Source organism: Streptomyces sp. WM6378 (assembly GCF_001279695.1).
In the GTDB taxonomy this organism is placed as follows: domain Bacteria; phylum Actinomycetota; class Actinomycetes; order Streptomycetales; family Streptomycetaceae; genus Streptomyces.
Window position 1 is genome coordinate 1 of record NZ_LGDD01000036.1, and the last position, 15,747, is coordinate 15,747.

Below are 15,747 nucleotides of genomic sequence, written 5' to 3' on the forward strand. Positions count from 1 at the left end.
ACTCACCCTCTCGGGCTTTCCTCCGGGCGCTTCCCTTCGGTATTTCGTGTTTCCAGCTTAGCAGATCCGATTTCCGTTTCTGCCACCCGCTGGAGCGGGGATTTCGCTTTCCAGCCTTATCGGCTTTCCGGCGATTCAGACTCTAGCAAGTCTTTTCCGTCTTCCTGACCACCGTCTCCACAGCATGCAGAGTCAGAAATCCGGGTTAGGATCGGGACTTGGTAGGCGCCGCCGACCGCCGAATCACAGTGTTGTGATGGGGTCAGGCAGGAGTACGACAGTACAGGCCACCGGGAGTTGAGGCAAATCGTTTCCGGTGTGCATCTAGGTCCGCCAACCGTCACCTGTCGTGCGGAACTAGGACTTCTTATGACTTACCCTTCTGAACAGTACGCCGTCCAGGACAGGTAGTGACGGCGACACTAGAAGCTCCGCCCCTGGGAGGCTCCCCATGACTAGCGTGACGTCCCCACTTGCTGGAAAGGCCATCGGGCTCGCTGCAGTGCCCGACCCCGTCTTCTCCGGCGCGATGGTGGGCCCCGGCACCGCTATTGATCCCGTACGTGAGCCGTCGGCGGCCGTGGCGCCCGTGGATGGCGTCGTTGTGTCCCTGCACCCGCACGCCTTCGTCGTCGTCGACGCCGAAGGCCACGGTGTGCTGACGCACCTCGGAATCGACACCGTTCAGCTCAATGGCGAGGGCTTCGAGCTCCTCGTCAACAAGGGCGACACCGTGACGCGCGGCCAGGAGGTCGTGCGCTGGGACCCGGCCGCCGTCGAGGCCGCCGGCAAGTCCCCCATTTGTCCCATCGTGGCTCTCGAGGCCACCACTGACTCCCTCTCCGGTGTCGTCGACAGCGGTGACGTGAAGGCCGGCGACGCGCTGTTCGGCTGGCAGTGACGCCCGCGCCGTTGCGACGGCGCGCTGGACGGACAACAACGGCGGCGGCACTGACCGCCGCGACTATCGGAGACGGGTGAGATGGAGACAACGCTGCGAGGCGTCGGCGTGAGCCACGGTGTGGCGATCGGCGAGGTTCGGCACATGGGCACGGCGGTTCTCGAACCGCCTGCCAAGCAGATTCCGGCATCGGAGCACGAGCGCGAACAGGGGCGCGCTCGCCAGGCCGTGGAAGCTGTGGCGGCCGACCTGATGGCGCGTGGCAATCTGGCCGGCGGTGAGGCGCAGGCCGTGCTCGAGGCCCAGGCGATGATCGCCCAGGACCCGGAGCTGATGGCCGATGTCGACCGGCGCATCGTCGTCGGCAGCACCGCCGAACGCGCCGTGTACGACGCGTTCTCGCACTACCGCGAGCTGCTCGCGGGGGCCGGCGAGTACATGGCGGGACGCGTCGCCGACCTCGACGACGTGCGGAACCGGATCGTGGCGCGCCTGCTCGGCGTGCCGATGCCGGGTGTGCCGGACAGTGACGAGCCGTACGTGCTCATCGCCCGGGACCTCGCGCCGGCCGACACCGCGCTGCTCGACCCGGCCCTTGTGCTCGGTTTCGTGACCGAGGAGGGCGGGCCCACCAGCCACAGCGCCATCCTGGCGCGGGCGCTCGGTGTTCCCGCGATCGTGGCGCTGCCCGGCGCCGGTGAGCTGGCCGAAGGCACGCTGGTCGCCGTGGACGGCAGCACGGGCGAGATTTTCGTCGACCCGAGCGAGGAGAAGCAGGCCGAGCTCGAGCGGGCCGCCGCCGAGCGCAAGGCCGCGCTGTCCGCCTCGTCCGGCCCGGGTGCCACCTCGGACGGCCACAAGGTTCCGCTGCTGGCCAATGTCGGCGGTCCCGCCGATGTTCCGGCCGCGGTGGAGGCGGGCGCCGAGGGCGTCGGTCTGTTCCGTACCGAGTTCCTCTTCCTCGACGACTCCGCCAAGGCGCCGTCGGAGGAGAAGCAGGTCGAGGCGTACCGCAAGGTGCTTGAGGCGTTCCCCGAGGGGCGCGTCGTGGTGCGGGTTCTGGACGCGGGCGCCGACAAGCCGCTCGACTTCCTGACCCCGGCCGACGAGCCCAACCCCGCGCTCGGTGTGCGTGGTCTGCGCTCGCTGCTCGACCACCCCGAGGTGCTGCGTACGCAGCTGACCGCGCTGGCCAAGGCGGCCGAGGGTCTGCCGGTGTACCTCGAGGTCATGGCGCCGATGGTGGCCGACCGTACCGACGCCAAGGCGTTTGCCGACGCGTGCCGGGAGGCCGGGCTGCGGGCGAAGTTCGGTGCGATGGTGGAGATCCCTTCCGCCGCACTCCGGGCCCGCTCGATCCTGCAGGAGGTCGAGTTCCTGTCGCTGGGCACCAACGACCTCGCGCAGTACGCCTTTGCCGCCGACCGCCAGGTGGGCGCGGTGTCCCGGCTTCAGGACCCGTGGCAGCCCGCGCTGCTCGACCTGATCTCGATGTCCGCCGAGGCCGCCAAGGCCGAGGGCAAGAGCTGTGGTGTGTGTGGCGAGGCTGCCTCCGATCCACTGCTGGCCTGTGTTCTGACGGGTCTTGGTGTGACCAGCCTGTCGATGGGTGCGGCTTCCATTCCTTACGTGCGGGCGACGCTGGCGAAGTACACGCTGGCCCAGTGCGAGCGTGCTGCGTCCGCGGCTCGTGCCGCGGACACCGCCGAGGATGCGCGCAAGGCCGCCCAGGCGGTGCTGTCCGGCGAGTGAACGGACGGTCGTGAGACCGGTGTGGTCGTGAGACCCGTGTGAGGGGCTTCCCGTCGCGGTGCGGCGGGGAGCCCCTCTTCTGTGCCTCCCCCCCCTTGTTGTTGCTTCAGTGGTGGCTGTCGGGCTGGTCGATGGCGAATCCGGCGCGGTATTCGACGTCGGGTTCCGGGGCGAGGGGGTCGCCCGTCGCCGCGTCGGTGCAGTAGGCGCTGAAGACCTCGCCCGCGGTCAGTGGGTCGAGTCGGCCCTGGTTCAGGCGCCAGCCGTGCAGCCGGTCCGGGGTGCCCGATTCAGTCGTACGGAGTACCAGCCCTCCGACGCTGTGCAGGGCGATGCCCGCCGCGAGGACGGTCACGAACTCGGCCGCGTCCCTCTCGTCGAGGCGTACCGGGTCGAAGCCCTCCCGGTCGGCGTGGAGGACTGCGATGAGCTGCTCCGCCTGGGCGGGGATGCTGCACACCAGGTGGTGGGTGCCCGGGCCGGCCACCTCCAGCAGGCTCAGGACGAGGTGCGAGGCACGGTCGAAGGCTGACCTGCCGATGTCCTGGCCGCATTCCGCGCACTCCCCCGCCTCTGCCAGGAGCAGCGTCGCGTACTCCCAAGTCGCTTTGCGGACGGCCTTGTTGATGAGTTGCGGGACCAGGCTGTCGATGGGCTGGCCCGCGTAGGCGACGCAGGCGCCGCCCGCTGCCAGTTCGGCTGTGAAGCGGGTGCGGCTGTCCGCCGTGTCCGGGTCGAGGCCCTCCGACGCACAGAACTCGGTGAACTCGTCCGGGTCGAAGAGCGCGACCGTCGTGTGCGCGCCCTGGGCGGCAAGTGAGCGGAGCAGCCCTTCGACCTGGCGGAGGTAGGCCGTGTGGTCGTCGAAGGCGAAGGATCGGTATCTCGTCATGGCCGTGAAGTCGTGCGCGTCGGCGATCAGGCCGACGGTGCTCGGCATTTCACGGCGGAGTGTGCGCCGGATGGCCCTGATGTGATTGGCGTGCGCCATGTTTCCCCCTGAGCACGGTGTTGATCAATGCTCACTCACCGTAACCGAAGGCACTGACAGCGGCGTCCGCCGGGATCCCGGCCGGGCGAGACGGTGCTGGACCAGGCAGGTTCCCGCGATGACGGTGCCGAAGGTGATCCAGCCCGCCGGTCCGGTCGCGATGGCCGCGGTCACGGCGAGGGGTCCGACGCTGCGCTGCACGGACTGGGCCAGGCCGTGCACTCCGAGGTAGGCGCCCTGTGCCGCGTCGGGCGCGAGGGCGATCGAGAGTTCCCAGGAGATCGTCGCGTGGATGATCTCGGCCAGCGTGAAGGCGGCCGTCGCGATCAGGAGGAAGGCGGTGGCGAGGGCGGCGCCGTGTACGGCGGAGGCTGCGATGGCCACGCCCGCGAGCGCGAAGATCGCGGAGAGCGGGAACAGGAGCCGCCGGGCCGCCGCCGTGGTGGCGCCGAATCGCGCGAGGGGCACCTGAAGGCCGACGACCATCACGTTGTTGAGCACCATGAGCAGCGGGACGAGGCCGTGCGGGGCGTCGGTGGCGTGCACGGTCCAGAGCGGGAGGCCGATCTTGAACACGGCATCGTCCAGGAAGAGCACCGTTTCGCTGGCCACGAAGGCCAGGTAGCGGCGGTCGCGCCAGGGGTTGGTCGGATTCGGCCTGGCCGCCGGATCGCCGGACTTGGCGACCGTGCGCGAGGGCGCCGGGGGTTCGGCGCAGAGCGCCGTGATGACGGCGGAGCCGACGAACGAGAGCGCGTTGCCCGCCAGGAGCCACTCGTAGGCGGAGACCGAGCCGATGGCGAGGGCTCCTGCGGCGGCCAGTCCGCCGACGGCCCAGCCCGCGTTGGCGACGGTCCGGCTGACGGCCTGGTAGCGGACGCGGTCGGGGCCCGCGATCCGGGCGGCGTACAGCTTGGTGAGGACGTTGGCCGAGCGGTCGCCGAAGCTTCCTACGGAGGCGATCAGGAGCAGCAGGATGAAGTTGTCGGTGGTCAGGAGCGCGAACGCGGCGACGGCGCGCAGCGATTGGAGGCCGACGAGGACGCGGGTCAGCGGCAGCCGGTCGGCGATGCGGCCGCCGATGGGCGCCCCCGCGATTCCGACGGCTCCGGACGCGGCGACCAGGGTGCCGATCTGGGCGAGCGAGAGCCCGGCCACGTAGGTGAAGTAAAGAACGGAGACGGCTTCCCAGAGGCCGCTTCCGGTCCTGTCCACGAAGGCGACCGACAGCATCCGGCGGCCGTCGAGGCCTCCCGGGATGCGTTCCCACAGTGCTGCGCGGCGGCGGCTCCAGCTCATTGCTCCCCCTTGACGGAATTTATGTATTGGTACAGAATCATTTACGTGGCAGCACAATATTCGATCTCTGGTACGACAGCCAAGGGGATTGCCGCGTCCGTCGAGCGCGCGGTCGCCGACGGAGGCCTGGGCCCCGGCGACGCGCTCCCTCCCGTGCGCAGGCTGGCCGATGACCTGTCGGTGAGTCCCGGCACGGTCGCCACCGCCTACAAGGAGCTGCGCCGACGCGGTGTGGTCGTGACCCGTGGGCGCGGCGGAACCGTGGTGGCCGCGGAGCCCGCCGTCGCTTCCCGGCGGCCGCCCAAAGTCCCCGAAGGGCTGCGGGACTTGGCGGGCGGCCACCCCGACTCGGCCTTCCTGCCGGATCTGCCGGGGCTCGTCGCGCCGTCGACGGGGCCCCGCTCGCACCGGTCCACGCCGCGGCTCCCGCAGTTGGAGGAGCGGGTGCGCGCGTGGTTCGAGGGTGACGGGGTGCCGTCCGAGTGCGTGACGTTCGCCCATGGGGCGCTCGACTGCATCGCACGGCTGCTGACCACGGAGCTGCGCCCCGGGGACGCGGTGGCGATGGAGGACCCCGGATACCACCATCTGCTCGATCTGCTCCACGCCATGGGGCTGCGCACGATCCCGGTCGCCGTGGACGACGAGGGCATGCGGCCCAAAGAGTTGCGGGAGGCGCTGCGCGGCGGGGCGCGGGCCGTCGTGTGCAGCCCCCGGGCGCAGAATCCGTACGGCGGCTGCTTCTCCGAGGCGCGGCGCGACGAGCTGGCCGAGGTGCTGCGGCAGGCGCCCGAGGTGCTGGTGATCGAGAACGACCATGCCGCCGAGATCGCGGGTGCGGAGCTCAACTCTCTTACGGAGGGCGGGCTTTCGCGGTGGGCACAGGTGCGGACCGTGACCAAATATCTGGGCACGGACCTGCGGTGGGCGGCCGCCGCCTGCGATCCGGTGACGCTGGCGCGGCACGACGGGCGGCTGCTGCTCACCTCCGGGTGGGTGAGCCATCTGCTGCAGGCGGCCGTGCTGGCCTTGCTGGACGACCCGTCGGCCCAGCTATTGGTGACGCGGGCGGAGGACACCTATGGGGAGCGTCGTACGGCATTCGTCAAGGAGCTGGCCCAGCGCGGGATTCCGGCGCACGGGGCGAGCGGGATGAATGTGTGGGTGCCGGTGCGGGACGAGTCGGCCGTCGTCAACGGGCTGCGTACGCGCGGCTGGTGGGTGGCGGCCGGGGCCCGCTTCCGCATGGCCTCGCCTCCTGGCGTACGCATCACCGTGGCCGGCCTGGACGGCTCGGAGGCGGCGCGGCTGGCCTCGGACTTCGCCGATGTGCTTGGCGAGTCCGAGGCCACCTACGGCGGTTGATCAGCCGCGCTTGCGGGCGACGTCCTCGTAGAAGCGCAGCAGGTCGAGATTGTCGACCGAGCCGGGGTTGACAGCCTTGTCGAGGGCCGTGCCTTGGAGGAGGCGCTTCACGGGGACCTCGATGCGCTTGCCGGTGAGGGTGTGCGGGACGCCCGGGGCCTCGATGATCTCGTCGGGGACGTGGCGGGGCGAGAGCTGCTCCCGGATCGCCTGCTTGATCCTCGTACGCAGTGCCTCGTCCAGGACCGCGCCCTCGGCGAGGTGCACGAACAGGGGCATCCAGTAGCCGCCGTCCGGCTCTTCGAGACCGATGACGAGGGACTCGCGGATCTCCGGAAGGCGCTCGACGACCTCATAGATGTCGGCCGAACCCATGCGCACGCCTTGACGGTTGAGGGTCGAGTCGGAGCGGCCGTGGATGATCACCGAGCCGTGGTCCGTGATGGTGATCCAGTCGCCGTGCCGCCATACCCCCGGGAACATGTCGAAGTAGCTGTCGCGGTAGCGGCTGCCGTCGGGGTCGTTCCAGAAGCGGATCGGCATCGAGGGCATCGGGTTGGTGACGACGAGCTCGCCGACCTCGCCGATGACGGGCCGGCCCTGCGCGTCCCAGGCCTGGAGGTCGGTGCCGAGGCAGGGGGCCTGGAGCTCGCCGATGTGCACGGGCAGCGTGGGGACCGCTCCCGCGAAGCAGGAGCAGACGTCGGTGCCGCCGCTGACGGACGCGATCCACAGGTCCTCGCGCACCTCGTCGTGGAGCCAGCGGAACCCGTCGGGCGGCAGCGGCGAACCAGTGGTCGCGACGCCCTTCACGCGGGACAGGTCGAAGTCGCGGCCCGGGTGCACATCGGCCTTGCGGCAGGCCATGACGTACGCCGCCGACGTGCCGAACAGGGTGGCGCCGGTGCGCTCCGCCACGCCCCACTGGGCGCCGGTGTCGGGGTAGCCGGGGCTTCCGTCGTACAGCACGACGGTGGTGCCGGTGAGCAGGCCGGAGACGAGGAAGTTCCACATCATCCAGCCGGTGGAGGTGTACCAGAAGAAACGGTCCTCGGGGCCGAGGTCGCAGTGCAGGCCCAGCTGCTTGAAGTGCTCCAGGAGGATGCCGCCCTGGGACTGCACGATCGCCTTGGGCAGGCCTGTCGTGCCGGAGGAGTAGAGCACCCACAGGGGGTGGTCGAACGGCACCTGCTCGAAGACGGGCTCCACCTCGTCCGAGGTGAGGGCGGACCATTCGACGGCGCCCTCGGGGGCGGGCGTGCCGAGCAGCGGGATGTGCACGACGGCGCGCAGGGTGGGCAGCTCGCGACGCAGTTCCGCGACGACGTCGGTGCGGTCGTGCTCCTTGCCGCCGTAGCGGTAGCCGTCGACGGCGAACAGGACGACCGGCTCGACCTGCTGGAAGCGGTCGAGGACGCTGCGGGCGCCGAAGTCGGGGGCGCAGGAGGTCCAGACGGCGCCGACGGCCGCCGAGGCGAGCAGCGCGGTCACCGCCTGCGGGACGTTGGGCAGATAGCCGCTGACCCGGTCGCCGGGGCGTACGCCGAGGGCACGCAACTGGGCGGCGAGCGAGCCGACTTGGCGGCGGAGTGCGGACCAGCTGATCTCGACCGGTTCGTGGGTCTCGTCGACGTGCAGCAGGGCCGGGTCACCGGCCCGCGCGGGGTCCTCGGCGGTGCGCAGCGCGTGTTCCGCGTAGTTCAGGGTGGCCCCCGGGAACCACTGCGCGCCGGGCATCGTTCGATCAGCAAGGACAGCTTCGTAGGGGGAGGAGAAGCGGATGTCGAACCAATCGGCGACGGCTTGCCAGAAGGTGTCGAGTTCGGCGACCGACCAGCGGTGGAGAGCCGGGTACCCGCCCTCGGCCGGTGCCCCGTAGCGCTCGGCCGCCCAGGCCTGGAAGCGGGTGATCCGCGCGGCGGCGATGCGGTCTGAGTCCGGCTGCCACAGGGGCGCGGGCTGCGGAGCGGGGTTCGCTGCTGAGGTCATGGGTCGGCTCCCGGGCTGTAACGCGTGATGTGCGTGTTTCCCGCGCACACGCGAGGGGTGTGCGCGTGAGGCGGCTGACAGGGACGATGCCATGTGATCGTCTTCCGCACCAGGGTCCCCCACCCATAGTCGGCTGCCCGGGCATGTGGCGCGACCACGGGTGAACGGCAGTTGAACGATCCGCACACGGGGCCGTCCGGGTGGCAGGGTGAGCTGCATGAACGGCGATGACCTGGTGCGCTCGGTGAAGGCGGTCGGCTCGGTGCGGGGGCTGCGGGCGATGCGCTCGGCCCTGCGGCGGCGCCGGGCGGACGCGCGGGACCTGCCCGCGCGCAGACCGGAGCGGGCCCGGGTGCCGGGGGCGGTGACCGAGGCCGAGCCGCGCGCCGGCGGCGGTGTGGTGCGGTTCGCCCGCTCCGAGCTGGAGGTGCGGGTGGCGGTGGGCGGCGCGGTGTTCTGGGGCTGGGACGGGGCTGGTCCGGAGCCGTCGTACGCCCTGAGCGGCCGGGCGCCCGAGCCGGATCCGCGGGCGGTCCTCGAACCGGACAAGGACGGCGGCTGGCGGGTCGTGTCCGAGCGGCTGACCGTGGTCGTCTCCCGGCACGGCGCGGTGGAGGTGAGCACACCGGGCGGAGTGGTGCTGCGGCGCGAGCTGCCGCCGCGCTGGTGGGAGCCGGTCGGCGGCGGTCCTGCCCGCTGGCTGCAGCGGTCCGAAGTGGCCGCCGACGCCCGGTTCTTCGGCCTGGGAGGGCGGGCGCACGGGCCCCGGCTGCGAGACGGTGCGTACCGGCTGTGGAACACCGATCCCGGGGGCGGGTTCGGTCCGGGTGACGATCCGCTGTACATCACGATGCCCGTGCAGCTGGTCGTGGCGGACGCGGGGACCCACCTCGCGTTCTACGACAGCACGTGGGACGGGCGGGTGGTGCTGCGCGAGGGCGAGGAGGGCGCGGGGTCCGGGCACGACCGGCCCGGCGGCAGCGAGCTGCGCATGGAGGGCGGACCGCTGCGCTGCTGGGTGGTGGCGGGCACACCGGCCCGGGTGCTCCAGGGCTGGACGGCACTCACCGGCGCGCCCGCGCTGCCTCCGTCGTGGGCGCTCGGCCCCCAGCACGCGCGCTGGGGGTTCGGCAGCGAGCGCGAGGTGCGGCGGATCGTCGGCGGGTACACCGAGCGCGGCCTGCCGCTGTCCGCGCTGCACCTGGACATCGACCACTACGACGCCCACCAGGTCTTCACGGTCGACCGGGAGGCCTTTCCCGATGTACCGCGTCTCGCGAAGGACCTGGCGGAGGAGGGCGTACGGCTGGTGTCGATCGTCGATCCGGCGGTCAGGGCGGAGCGCGGGAATCCGGTGTACGAGAGCGGCGTCGCCGCCGGGGCCTTCGTGAAGGACGCCCACGGACAGGAGGTGCACGGCGAGGTGTGGCCCGGGGAGTGCGCCTATCCGGACTTCACCGACCCCAGGGCGCGTACCTGGTGGGGCGGGCTCTACCAGGAGCGGCTGGACCAGGGCTTCGCCGGGGTGTGGCACGACATGAACGAACCGGTGGCCTTCGCGCCGTTCGGGGATCCGACGCTGCCCAGGTCCGCGCGGCACGACCTGGACGGCCGGGGCGGCGATCACCGCGAGGCCCACAATGTGTACGGCCTCACCATGGCCCGCGCCGGGTACGAGGGGCTGCGCCGGCTGCGCCCCGCCGAGCGGCCGTTCCTCTTCTCCCGCTCCGGCTGGGCCGGGATGCAGCGCTACGGCGGCACCTGGTCCGGCGATGTGGCGACCGGCTGGCCCGGGCTGCGTGCCTCGCTGTCCCTGGTGCTGGGCCTCGGCCTGTGCGGCGTGCCGTACTCGGGCCCCGACGTGGGCGGCTTCACGGGCAGCCCGTCTCCCGAGCTGTATCTGCGCTGGTTCCAGCTGGGCGCCTGGCTGCCCCTGTTCCGTACGCACGCCGCGAAGTGGGCGGGGCGGCGGGAGCCCTGGGAGTTCGGCCCGAAGGTCCTTGAGGGCGCGCGGGCCGCGCTGGCCGAACGGCAGCGGCTGCACCCGTACTTCGTGACGCTGGCCCAGCTGGCCCGGCTCACCGGGGCTCCCTATGTGCGCCCGGTGTGGTGGAGCGCGCCGGCAGACCGGGCGCTGCGCGACTGCGAGGACTCCTTCCTGCTCGGCGACGCGCTGCTGGTGGCCCCGGTCCTGGAGCGCGGCGCCGACCGGCGGGCGGTGCGGCTGCCGCGCGGGCGCTGGTACGACACCACGACCGGCGAGGCCCACGACGGCCCGGGCACGGTGCTCCTCAACGCCCCCCTGTCCCGGATCCCGGTCCTCGCCCGGGCCGGTTCGGTGATCCCGGTACGGGGCGACGGGGGCGGCCTGGAGCTTGAGGTGTGGGCGCCGGCCGCCGGACGTACCGGGGGCGGGGTCGTGGTGCGGGACGCGGGCGACGGCTGGGAGCCGGCGAGGGTCGAGCGGTTCTCGACGCGGGTGGCCAACGGCCGGGTGGTGGTGGAGCGGGTGGACGGCGGGGCGGGCGGCGACGTCGGGTACCCGGTGCGGGTGAGGGGGGCGATGCGCTGAGCCGACCGTCCACCGGTGATGCTGACGCCTCGTCAGGAACGAGGTGGCCGCCCTTGGCCGTACTCCCCCGCGAACCACTTCCGTACCGCCTCGGTATGCAGCGGAAACGTCAACTCGGCCGGTTCGCGCAGCAGTTCCCAGCCCTCCGTCTCGTCGGTGGGCCGCGCGGGCGGCAGAGCGCCGGCCGGGCGGGCGGGCAGCAGGCCGAACAGCAGCAGGTGCTCGGAGGAGCTCAGGGCGTCGGCGAGGCGGACCTCCGCGACCGGGGCCTCGATGCCGGTCTCCTCGTGGAGCTCGCGCACGACCGCGTCCTGCCAGGTCTCGCCGAGGTCGATGAAGCCGCCGGGCAGGGCCAGGCCGCCCAGCTGCGGCTCGATGGTGCGGGTGATCACGACGAGCCCGGTGCCGCGCGCGTCGACAACCGGCAGCAGCGCGATCGCGACGGGGAGCGGATTGCGGTACGCGACCGTGCCGCAGGCCGTGCAGGCGCGGGGCCAGTCGCCGTCCGGGGCGGCGTACGGTGCTCCGCACGAAGCGCAGTGGGAGTCGTCGATGGGCTGCTTCAGGGGCACGGTCACGCGCGGACTCTAGTCGACACCCGTTTCTCAACCGAAAGCCCGAGCCAACTGCCCTTTCCCACCCACCAGTTGACCTGATAGAGGGTGTGCACATGACACGACGTACCGAACGGCAGGACCTCACCTCCCGGCGAACACCGTCGCGGGCGTTGCGGACTTGGCGCGGGCTCCTCGCCGGTGCTGCCGCGCTGCTCACCGTCACCGCCCTCTCCCCCGCCGCACAGGCTGCGCCGGAACCCAAGGCACCCGAGGCGTTCGTGGCGCTGAGTTCCGTCGACCCCTCGATCATTCAGGAGATGCGCTACATCACCCCCCACGACTTCGTGGGCGAGCCCATCGACGGCTACCGACAGCCCCTGTGCATCCTGACCCGGCCGGCCGCCGAGGCGCTGCACCGGGCGCAGCTGAAGCTGCTGCGGCACGGCTACTCCCTGAAGGTGTACGACTGTTACCGGCCGCAGCGGGCCGTCGACCACTTCGTGCGCTGGGCGAAGGACCTGGACGACGAGCGGATGAAGGCGGAGTTCTATCCACGTGTCGACAAGTCGAGGCTGTTCGCGGACGGGTACATCGCCGAGAAGTCCGGGCACAGCCGGGGCAGCACGATGGATCTCACCATCGTGAAGCTGCCCGCCCTGCCCACCCGGCCGTACCACCCGGGGCAGCCGCTCGTGCCCTGTTACGCGCCGAAGGGCGAGCGGTTCCCCGACAACTCCGTCGACATGGGCACCGGTTTCGACTGCTTCGACACCCTGGCGCACACCGACGACCCGCGCATCCAGGGCGCACAGCGGGCGAATCGGCAGTTCCTGAAGAGCACCCTTGAGGCGCAGGGTTTCGTCAATCTGCCCGAGGAGTGGTGGCACTTCACCTACCAGCCCGAGACCTTCCCGGACACCTACTTCGACTTCCCCGTGGCATGGCGGTCCGTGGCCGGGCACTAAATTCCGGTTCGGCCAGTCTCGCCGTCACTGCCAGTGCGAGTGCCTGTGACGCCTGGTTCCGTTTGAAGGTTGAGCGGGCGTCCGGGGCCACCCCCGTGGGTCCCGGGCGCCCGCTCTGTCTTCTCGGACGCGCAGCAGCCGTATCCGGTTCTCCGAAGAGCGATTAGGTTCTGCCGCATGACGCACACGAAGCCGACGTTCGATTCGTACGAGGAGTTCTGGCCCTACTACGTGGCGATGCACTCCAGGGCGGCCACCCGCTGGGTCCATCTGGCGGGCACCCTCACCGGGCTCGCGCTCAGCGCCTACGGGCTCGCGCGCGGGCGCAAGCGGTACGCGCTCGCGCTGCCGCTCATCGGGTACGGGACCGCCTGGCCCGCGCACTGGTTCATCGAGAAGAACAACCCGGCCAGCTTCGGGCATCCCGGCTGGTCGCTGCGCGGGGACCGGCAGATGATCTCGATGATGCTGGCCGGGCGCGACCGCGAGCTCGGGGAGATCGCCGCCAAGTGGCTGGCCGGGAACCGCTGATCCAGGACCCGGCCCCGACCGCCCCTCCCCAACTCCGGTTGCCCATGGCACACTTCTGACGTTCCGTCAGAAGTGAGTACCTGGAGGGGACTTGACAGACGCACGCACACGCACGCCTGTGGTCGCGGGCTGGTTCACGGACGCCGCGGGGCAGGACTTCCGGCTGCTCGGCACCCGGTGCGCCGCCTGCTCCTCCGTCTTCTTTCCGCGTGAGGACTCCTTCTGCCGCAACCCGGGCTGCGCGGGCGGCGAGCTGGAGGAGGTGCCACTCTCCCAGCGAGGCCGTGTGTGGTCGTACACCGACGGCCGCTACCGGCCGCCCGCACCTTATGTGTCCGACCCACATGTGGAGTGGGAGCCCTATGTCCTGATCGCCGTCGAGCTGGCGGCCGAGCGGATGATCGTGCTCGGCCAGGCCGCGCCAGGGGTGAGCACCGCCGATCTGGCGGTCGGGATGGAGGTCGAGGTGGTGCCCGGCGTCCTCAACGAGGACGCGGAGACCACCTGGACGACCTGGCACTGGCGGCCCGTGGAGGTGGCGGCATGAGCGGCGACATCGCGGTCCTGGGTGCGGGAATGCACCCGTGGGGCAAGTGGGGACGGAGTTTCATCGAGTACGGGACGGTCGCGGCCCGGGCCGCGCTCACCGATGCCGGGATCGACTGGACGGACGTGCACTCGGTGGTCGGCGCGGACACCGTGCGCGGCGGCTACCCCGGTTATGTGGCGGGGGCGACCTTCGCGCAGGCACTCGGCTGGCAGGGCGCGCGCGTGACCAGCGTGTACGCGGCCTGCGCCTCCGGTGCGCAGGCGATCAACACGGCGCGGGCGCAGATCCTGGCCGGGATGGCGGACGTGGTGCTGGTGGTGGGGGCCGATGCCGCGCCGAAGGGGTTCTTCGCGCCGGCCGGGGGCGACCGCCACGACGACCCGGACTGGCTGCGGTTCCGGGTGCTCGGCGCGACCAACCCGGCCTACTTCGGACTGTACGCCCGCCGCCGCATGGCGCTGCACGGCGACAGCGTCGACGACTTCGCGCAGGTCAAGGTGAAGAACGCGGCGGCCGGCGCGCTCAACCCGAACGCCCGCTACCGCAAGGCCGTCAGCGCCGAGGAGGTCGCCGCCTCGGCCGTCGTCGCGGACCCGCTGCGGCTGCTCGACATCTGCGCCACTTCGGACGGCGCCGCGGCGCTCGTCCTGACCAGCATGGACTTCGCCCGCCGGCACGGCGCCGCCGACCCGGTCCGCATCCGAGCGGTCTCCACGGTCACCCCCACCTACCCCAAGGCGGTGCTCGACCTGCCCGACATCGCGACCGACTCGGCGGCCGCCGTCGAGCCCTCGCCGCACTCGTTCCGGGCGTCCATCGCGCGGGCCGCGTACGAAGAGGCGGGCATCGGGCCCGAGGAACTGTCGCTGGCCGAGGTGTACGACCTGTCCACCGCGCTTGAGCTGGAGTGGTACGAGGACCTCGGGCTGTGCGGCACGGGCGAGGGGGCCAAGCTCGTGCGGGACGGGACAACGGCGCTCGGGGGGCGGATCCCGGTCAATGCGAGTGGCGGATTGGCGTCGTTCGGGGAGGCCGTGCCCGCCCAGGCGATCGCCCAAGTATGCGAGCTCACCTGGCAGTTGAGGGGCACGGCCGGAGCTCGACAGGTCGCCGGAGCCCGGGTCGGAATCACCACGAACCAGGGTCTTTTCGGACACGGCTCCTCGGTGGTGGCGGTGCGCTGAACCGACATGCCCGATCACCTGGGCACGTACCGGGCATCCGGAACGTACCCGCCCGCATTCTTCGCACCGCACGCCAACAGGCCGTGCTGTCGGCGACCTTGACGGTCCATCACGGCCGGTGAAAACTTCCCGTTGTCTCTCGGCATCGCCGTTTTCCGGCTCCCGGCCGCGCGGCAGGCGCACGGCTGTCCGGCGCCGCCGCCACGGGTGATTTCGCCACAGGGGCACGCTCGACGCGACGCCGGCCGGCGTCCGGGTTCGCCCCTCGGCCGGCCTTGCCGCCATGGGAAACGCGCACCCTGCACGGAGACCGGGGCACCCCCCGGGCGAGGGCCTAGGAGCCGCGATGAGCAACGGGGACATATTCGTCGGTGAAGTGCTCGGCACGTCGATCCTGATCCTGTTCGGGGCCGGGGTGTGCGCCGCCGTCACCCTCAAGCACTCCAAGGCCAGGGCGGCCGGCTGGGTCGTCATCGCCTTCGGCTGGGGCCTCGGCGTGCTCGCCGGGGCCTACACGGCCGCGCCGCTCTCGGGCGGCCAGCTGAACCCGGCCGTCACCATCGGCATCGCGATCGACACCGGCAGCTGGGGCCAGGTGTGGATCTATCTCTGTGGCCAGATGACGGGCGCGCTCCTCGGCGCCGTACTCGCCTATCTCGCCTACTTCGCGCAGTTCCAGGCCAACGCCGACCAGGACGACGCGCTGCCGACGCTCGGCATCTTCGCCACGATTCCCGAGATCAGGAACCCGGTCGCCAACCTGGTGACCGAGATCATCGCGACCATCGGGCTCGTCCTGCCGGTTCTTGCCTTCGGCAACACCAAGGGCCTCGGCGAATCCGGCGTCACGGTGCTCGTCGTGGCGCTGGTCGTGGTCGGCATCGGCCTTTCGCTCGGTGGCCCCACGGGGTACGCCATCAACCCGGCACGCGACCTCGGTCCGCGCATCGTCCACGCCCTGCTGCCGATCCCCAACAAGGGGACCTCCGACTGGAGTTACGCCTGGATCCCGGTCGTCGGGCCGCTGATCGGCGGGGCGCTGGGCGGCCTCATCCACCACGCAGCCTTCTGACCCGCAGCCTTCAGAACCA

13 protein-coding genes are annotated in these 15,747 nt (G+C 71.4%); 9 read left to right on the forward strand and 4 right to left on the reverse strand.

Annotated elements, in window-relative coordinates:
* The first annotated feature begins 451 nt into the window (after positions 1-451).
* Together ADK54_RS05735 and ptsP are read left to right on the forward strand one after the other, a co-directional pair.
* Positions 452-901, forward strand: a complete 450-nt coding sequence (locus ADK54_RS05735; RefSeq protein ID WP_053724419.1) for a PTS sugar transporter subunit IIA — start codon at positions 452-454, stop codon at positions 899-901.
* Positions 902-982: 81 nt separating this feature from the next.
* On the forward strand, positions 983-2,653 hold the full coding sequence (gene ptsP / locus ADK54_RS05740) for a phosphoenolpyruvate--protein phosphotransferase (protein ID WP_053724420.1): 1,671 nt from the start codon (positions 983-985) through the stop codon (positions 2,651-2,653).
* Positions 2,654-2,759: 106 nt separating this feature from the next.
* Here ptsP and ADK54_RS05745 read toward each other — a convergent pair whose 3' ends face one another.
* Positions 2,760-3,644: a hypothetical protein gene (locus ADK54_RS05745; RefSeq protein WP_053724421.1), complete on the reverse strand. Its 885-nt coding sequence runs from the start codon at positions 3,642-3,644 to the stop codon at positions 2,760-2,762.
* Positions 3,645-3,668: 24 nt separating this feature from the next.
* A complete protein-coding gene (locus ADK54_RS05750; protein WP_324610136.1) occupies positions 3,669-4,943 on the reverse strand; it encodes an MFS transporter in 1,275 nt (424 codons plus the stop codon).
* A gap of 45 nt (positions 4,944-4,988) precedes the next feature.
* Here ADK54_RS05750 and ADK54_RS05755 point away from each other — a divergent pair, with 45 nt between their 5' ends.
* Complete coding sequence (locus ADK54_RS05755; protein ID WP_053724422.1) at positions 4,989-6,308, forward strand: aminotransferase class I/II-fold pyridoxal phosphate-dependent enzyme; 1,320 nt, start codon at positions 4,989-4,991, stop codon at positions 6,306-6,308.
* Here ADK54_RS05755 and ADK54_RS05760 read toward each other — a convergent pair whose 3' ends face one another.
* On the reverse strand, positions 6,309-8,297 hold the full coding sequence (locus ADK54_RS05760; protein ID WP_053724423.1) for an acetoacetate--CoA ligase: 1,989 nt from the start codon (positions 8,295-8,297) through the stop codon (positions 6,309-6,311).
* Between the two features lie 217 nt (positions 8,298-8,514).
* Between ADK54_RS05760 and ADK54_RS05765 the strand changes: the two genes are divergently transcribed.
* Positions 8,515-10,869 (forward strand): glycoside hydrolase family 31 protein, encoded by a 2,355-nt coding sequence (locus ADK54_RS05765; RefSeq protein WP_053724424.1) that lies wholly within the window; start codon positions 8,515-8,517, stop codon positions 10,867-10,869.
* Positions 10,870-10,901: 32 nt separating this feature from the next.
* Here the strand turns inward: ADK54_RS05765 and ADK54_RS05770 are convergent, their stop codons facing one another.
* Complete coding sequence (locus ADK54_RS05770) at positions 10,902-11,447, reverse strand: NUDIX hydrolase (RefSeq protein WP_053724425.1); 546 nt, start codon at positions 11,445-11,447, stop codon at positions 10,902-10,904.
* 92 nt (positions 11,448-11,539) lie between these two features.
* On the opposite strand from ADK54_RS05770, the gene ADK54_RS05775 reads away from it, so the two are divergent.
* The 5 genes from ADK54_RS05775 to ADK54_RS05795 all read left to right on the forward strand — a co-directional run bounded on the left by ADK54_RS05775 (position 11,540) and on the right by ADK54_RS05795 (position 15,728).
* Complete coding sequence (locus ADK54_RS05775; protein WP_078966149.1) at positions 11,540-12,391, forward strand: M15 family metallopeptidase; 852 nt, start codon at positions 11,540-11,542, stop codon at positions 12,389-12,391.
* A 177-nt stretch (positions 12,392-12,568) separates the two neighbouring features.
* Positions 12,569-12,922 carry a DUF962 domain-containing protein gene (locus ADK54_RS05780; RefSeq protein WP_053724427.1) on the forward strand — a complete coding sequence of 118 codons (354 nt, stop codon included), beginning with the start codon at positions 12,569-12,571 and terminating at the stop codon, positions 12,920-12,922.
* A 118-nt stretch (positions 12,923-13,040) separates the two neighbouring features.
* Entirely contained in the window at positions 13,041-13,469 is a 429-nt protein-coding gene (locus ADK54_RS05785) for a Zn-ribbon domain-containing OB-fold protein (RefSeq protein WP_053724428.1), read from the forward strand.
* Positions 13,466-14,656 (forward strand): lipid-transfer protein, encoded by a 1,191-nt coding sequence (locus tag ADK54_RS05790; protein WP_053724429.1) that lies wholly within the window; start codon positions 13,466-13,468, stop codon positions 14,654-14,656. The genes ADK54_RS05785 and ADK54_RS05790 overlap by 4 nt, the downstream gene beginning before the upstream one ends.
* A gap of 346 nt (positions 14,657-15,002) precedes the next feature.
* On the forward strand, positions 15,003-15,728 hold the full coding sequence (locus tag ADK54_RS05795) for an MIP/aquaporin family protein (RefSeq protein ID WP_053724430.1): 726 nt from the start codon (positions 15,003-15,005) through the stop codon (positions 15,726-15,728).
* Positions 15,729-15,747 lie beyond the last annotated feature (19 nt).

Coding starts and splice junctions, on each gene's coding strand:
- ADK54_RS05735 (WP_053724419.1), top strand. CDS start 452: ATGACTAGCGTGACGTCCCCACTTGCTGGAAAGGCCATCGGGCTCGCT.
- ADK54_RS05780 (WP_053724427.1), top strand. CDS start 12,569: ATGACGCACACGAAGCCGACGTTCGATTCGTACGAGGAGTTCTGGCCC.
- ADK54_RS05775 (WP_078966149.1), top strand. CDS start 11,540: ATGACACGACGTACCGAACGGCAGGACCTCACCTCCCGGCGAACACCG.
- ptsP (WP_053724420.1), top strand. CDS start 983: ATGGAGACAACGCTGCGAGGCGTCGGCGTGAGCCACGGTGTGGCGATC.
- ADK54_RS05790 (WP_053724429.1), top strand. CDS start 13,466: ATGAGCGGCGACATCGCGGTCCTGGGTGCGGGAATGCACCCGTGGGGC.
- ADK54_RS05750 (WP_324610136.1), bottom strand. CDS start 4,943: ATGAGCTGGAGCCGCCGCCGCGCAGCACTGTGGGAACGCATCCCGGGA.
- ADK54_RS05760 (WP_053724423.1), bottom strand. CDS start 8,297: ATGACCTCAGCAGCGAACCCCGCTCCGCAGCCCGCGCCCCTGTGGCAG.
- ADK54_RS05795 (WP_053724430.1), top strand. CDS start 15,003: ATGAGCAACGGGGACATATTCGTCGGTGAAGTGCTCGGCACGTCGATC.
- ADK54_RS05765 (WP_053724424.1), top strand. CDS start 8,515: ATGAACGGCGATGACCTGGTGCGCTCGGTGAAGGCGGTCGGCTCGGTG.
- ADK54_RS05745 (WP_053724421.1), bottom strand. CDS start 3,644: ATGGCGCACGCCAATCACATCAGGGCCATCCGGCGCACACTCCGCCGT.